This is a genomic window from Algoriphagus sp., assembly GCF_024642405.1.
Taxonomy (GTDB): Bacteria; Bacteroidota; Bacteroidia; order Cytophagales; family Cyclobacteriaceae; genus Algoriphagus.
Genome location: NZ_JAHEBC010000270.1, coordinates 1 through 5281, shown reverse-complemented (window position 1 = coordinate 5281; position 5281 = coordinate 1). Strand labels below are relative to the sequence as shown.

The 5281-nt window shown below is 41.5% G+C and carries 1 protein-coding gene and 1 pseudogene; both read right to left on the bottom strand.

Annotation, left to right across the window (positions count from 1 at the left end; genetic code table 11):
* Positions 1–5011, bottom strand: a pseudogene (locus tag Q0L68_RS15855) (histidine kinase dimerization/phospho-acceptor domain-containing protein); the annotation flags it as partial.
* A 7-nt stretch (positions 5012–5018) separates the two neighbouring features.
* Positions 5019–5281 (bottom strand): HAMP domain-containing sensor histidine kinase (locus tag Q0L68_RS15850; protein ID WP_296705091.1); only part of this gene is annotated, 263 nt, incomplete at its 5' end.

Genomic DNA, 5281 nt, shown 5'->3' with positions numbered 1-5281 from the left:
TCAATGACACTTCTCCAATAGCAGGATCCAGTTGCAAGTCGATGTCCACATTGATTGGTTCCTTGGCAGCTCTCATTCCATGAAAGGATAAGTTAACAAATTCCTTGACCATGGGATTAAAAGGTTTGGGCTCTCGCTTGCTTCCTGAAGCCCGACTATGTTGCAGCATGGAGGATACAATTCCATTCGCTCTGCTCCCGTGTTCATGGACTTTTAAGAGGTTACTTTTTACATCTTCAAGAATGGAGATGATTTCTTCTTTGGTATCAGAATCTTCCAGATTTTCCATCTCCTCAAAAACCTCCTCGATTAGTTCCCTGCTTAGATCAGAGAAATTGTTTACAAAGTTCAGCGGGTTTTTGATTTCATGGGCGATCCCTGCGGTCAGCTGACCTAAACTGGCAAGTTTTTCCTGCTGCACCAATTGCTCTTGGGCAGCTTTCAGTTCGGACAGGGCGTTTTCTATTTCGCTTTTTGCGATCTCCAAAGCATTGAAATCCTCATATCGGGAATAAGCCACGGAGAAGGAATCCGCCAAGGTTTGTACCAATTCAATCTGTTCTTTCTCCAAAAGCCCTGAGTTTCCGACATAGAGCATGCCTTGCTTAAAAGGAACTAAATGCAGCACCAGGCGCTCTGGTGGTAAATCACCAGCTTGATATTTCTTAGGGTTTTTGACATCTCCACGGCGAATAAAGTTTTTCATATTCTCAAGGAATCGCTCTTTGTCCCACTCCTCGGTATAGACTTTTTGCTGCCTCCAATTATCTATGGAAGATTGAATCATCCCAATTTCCTCTTCGCCAAAACCAATATGAAGACCGGCCAGAGCTTCACCACTGGGAGTGGACAGGTAGGCATGGACCATTTCTTCATCTTCCCGAATAATGAAAATACCACACCGGAAAAACGGAACACCCAGATGGGTCAGCTCCTGCCAAACTAGTGGAGTGATTCTATTCAGATCTGCGGTAGTTCGCATACTCGCGATTTCACCGCGAACTCGATCGAGGGAAGCTTGCTTTATGGCCTCACGTGCTTGTTCTTCCGCTTTTTGAAGATCAAGAAAGCGGACATAAGCTTGTTCGAAGACTTTACCAAAACGCATTAAAACATCATTTTCTTGATCCGTAAATAATTGATCAGTAAATCGAGCAATCTGGAAACTAGTGTTCTTGTAAATTGCGTATGATATGGTATAAGCTTTGGCTTCTTCCAGAACGAATCTTTTACGTTCCTCTGATACATATTTAAAGTCAGTTTCATTGAAGTGGTAGCCCCATAATTCATTTTTTTCTTCGAAAGAAAACGATTGAAGTAGCAGTCCATTTCCTGACTTGAGCGCATTGTACCATACTAATTCCTTTTCAGAGGCATCTTTATCAGGCCTGAGGGGGTACTTAATTTTTGAAGAGTAGCCAGTTTCAGTACCAATCCACAAATCGACATAACTCCAATCTCTAGAATAGGTGATAATCCCGACCCCTTCTGTCTGAATTTCTAATTCTTTATATCTGGCAAAGGCAGAGTCAACGACTTCTTGCAGCTCATCACTTTTATGCATAGCCAGAGAGCGGGAACGGACTTTTTCTAACGCTGCCTCTATTTGCGCTTCTCTCGCCTGTGCTTCTGCTTTTTCTAGATCTAAGAATCGGGTATAAGTTTGCTCGAAGACTTTGGCGAAGCGTTTTAGTATTTCGAGGGTTTCTTTATGAATTGGATTAGGGTTGGTAATGATTAACAAACCCTTTGAAAAATATGCCCCAGTATGAAATCGATGATCTGAAATTAAATGTTCCTTAGTGGGTATTTCCATCTCATCAATCACATAAGAGATCCAATTTTTTAATTCCTGACCATGAAGATCCACTACAATCGAATCCTCATTATTTTCCCACCCATTATAAAATTTCTTGATGGTTGTTGGTTCGTCAATTGAACCTTTAAATATTTGGCCTATTGCTTTGCCACCCTGTTCGGTGGACCAAAATTCGATAACTCGCTCATCCTTATTGATAATGCCAATGTTTATTCTTTCCGTTTCGTATCCCAACTCATGGAATTGTTGGAATAGAACTGCAGCAGTCTCTGAGAGCTCTTCACTTTTTTGCATCGCCATCGTTCTGGCTCTTACCCTTTCAAGTGCCAATTGGATATGACTTTCTTTAGCCTGCTGTTCGGCTTTCTGGATATCGAGGAAGCGGGTATATGCCTGGTCAAAAACCCTGAGAAACAAGCGAAGTGTGTTGTTTTCCTCTATGGTATATGGAAAAGCGTCGAAATTATCTACCCAAATGGCAACAAGTTCTGTTGCGATCACCGACCTGGCAAATCCTTTTGTACTCAAAATAAAGTTTTTTCGGGCTGCGGGGAGGTACTGAAGGCCAGTATGCTTAAACGCCCAGGAAAAGTATTGATCTTTTTTTGCTTTGGTCCATTTATCGGTAACTGGGTGACCGGGTCTTTTCCTAGCATCTCGCAGGGCCGTAATCATCCGATGCCTGGATGCGGGAAAGGTAACTTTCTGCGTAAAAGAGCCTGCATTGTCCTGGATATAAATAGTGGTTTCCGGGGCCTGCTGATCGAAAATGTGGACAACAGCTCCATGGATATGTAAGTCAAGAGACCTTAACTGGTTAAAGGTAACCGTGGCTATTTCTGTCAACTCAGAGCTATGTTGCATAGCCATCGTTCTGGCTCTTACCCTTTCAAGTGCGAGTTGAATCTGTGCTTCCCTTGCCTGGGCTTCTGCTTTTTGGAGGTCGAGGAAACGTAAATAGGATAATTTGAAAGTTTCAACTAATCGTCGAATTACAGGCCGGTATTCTTCGGATAAAGGTTCCAAAGAAGAGAAAAGAATGCTTGAATATTCATGGAATTGGTAGGAGTGAAAAAAAACCTTATCCAAATTTGCTGACCGAAGGCGCTCTGCCCTTTTTTTGCTGAATTTTTTATCTATCCATTTAATCCATAATTCCAGCCGTTCGCCCTCTGCTGTTAGGGTGAATATCTTTTTGCCGGATTTCATTTGCTTTATTGATTCCTCGGCCATCCAGAATTCGTTTATTTCAAACTCTTTGGATATGATAAGTTCACGATTTTTACTTTCCCTGGTATTGTCTGCAAAATATGAAATACCGGTATTGTTCTCCGTATTTATTTCGGATAAGGCTACACCTAATACGGGAATTGCTAATTCCTCAATTTGAATTAAAAAAGTCAGCGCAACCTGAGGTAATTCTTCACTTTTATGCATTGCCATAGATGCCGAACGAATGCGTTCAAGAGCAGCTTCTATCTGCGCTTCTCTAGCCTGTGCTTCTGCTTTTTGGAGATCTAGAAAGCGGGTATAAGTTTGTTCGAAGACTTTGGCGAAGCGGGATAATATGGGCTTGATTTCCGGATTTATCGGTTCCACACTTGCGATGGATACAGTACCATATTTATTAGTGGCTCCCAGATAATAAATACTTTCAGGATATTTTTCTAAAATAAACATCGGGTCTCCAGAAAGTGAATGTATTACAAAAAAGCCCTTGACTTCAGAGCCCTTAAACCCATACTCCACAAAAGATACCCCGCTTTTCCATTCTTGCAGTAATTCAGCAATCGGGCTAACAGAAAGAGGAACCTTGACTTGTTTCGGATTATATTTCCCACCAAATTCTGTTATATACATTTCCAGAAAATCTTCTGGCTCATGGACAAAATCTATCCAACTCTGGTAAATCTCAAAACCTAAACTTTTGACTTGTTCAAAAACTACAGAGGCAACATCAGCCAGCTCTGCTGAATGATGCATGGCCATAGATCGGGATCTTACCCGTTCCAACGCCGCTTCTATCTGAGCCTCTCTTGCCTGTTCTTCTGCTTTTTGGAGGTCGAGGAAACGGGTGTAGGTTTGCTCGAAGACCTTGGCGAACCGCTGAAGCGTGCGTACATTCTCTTCATCCAGTGCATGATCAGAAAATACTTCTAACATTCCATACTTCATGAATGCATCAGATAGTAGCAGTTTCTCCATTTTGGAGACTTCCCTTCTTGCATCCTCAGGGAAATGTTTCATATCGCCAAGGTTGAAGATTTGTTTGTCATAGAATTTCTTCAGGCGACCTTCAAATACAAATACTTTATTCGATACACCGCTCTTCCATGCATCCAGTTGATCATGGAAGTAGGGATGATCAAAATACGGATGACTATAGCTCTGCGGATATATATTCTTTGCAAAGCCCGAAACCCAATGCGTAACAGTTCGATTACTTTCATCATACAGTACAATGGTACATGCGGGTGTTTCAAAACCCAATGATTTAATTTCTTCATATAACATTGCAACTGTTTCACGCAACTCGTCGCTTTTGTGCATCGCCATAGAGGCCGAACGAATGCGTTCCAAAGCTACTTCGATCTGCGCTTCTCTTGCCTGTTCTTCTGCTTTTTTCAGGTCGAGGAAGCGGGTGTAAGCCTGATCAAAAACTTTAGCGAAGCGTTGAAATAAAGCTCTTTCTTCTTTATTTGTAACATTCCAAGTTCCAAAGCCAATATTTCCATATCGATGCCAAATCCTCAGTAAATTAAAAATCGATTCATTAGGGTCTAGAGGAATATCCAATCCGAATAGGTCCTTTAAGGTTGCGGCAAAGTGCTCTTTTGGAATTTCGACGTTGATAACTTTTACTTTATCAATAAATGCCTTAATTGTTTCATCAAAAATTGGATTATCCCGCGCACTTACAGTTATGGCCTCGGCTTGCTGCTTTCCATGTTGAATCCAAAATTCTAAAGTCTCTGACTCGGGATTAATTAAGGTAATAAAGCAAGACTCCAAGGGGATACCCAAACCTTTCACCTGATTAAAAAAAACATTTAAAAGTTGGAGCGACTCCTTACTATGATTCATTGTCATAGCTCTCTCTCTTACTTTCTCCAGAGCTCTTTCTATTTCCTTTTCTCTTCTAAGCTGTGTTAGCTCTTCTTGTAAATCCGAAAAATTGTCCCTGGCTTCCATAATTTGTCTAGTTTGGGTTTGAAATCGGCAGCTTGATGATAAACTCCGATCCTTTTCCTTCTTCCGTTTTCACAGTGAGCTCCCCTCCATGCGCTTTGACAATATCATGCGTGATGGAAAGTCCAAGTCCTGTTCCTTCGGTTCCTTTCTTTGTAGTGAAAAATGGTTGGAGGATTTTATCCTGAATTTCTTTGGGAATGCCTCCGCCGTTATCTCCGATTGATAGGATGACTTTGTCTTTTTGCAAGGCAGTTTTTACAGTTAATTTGG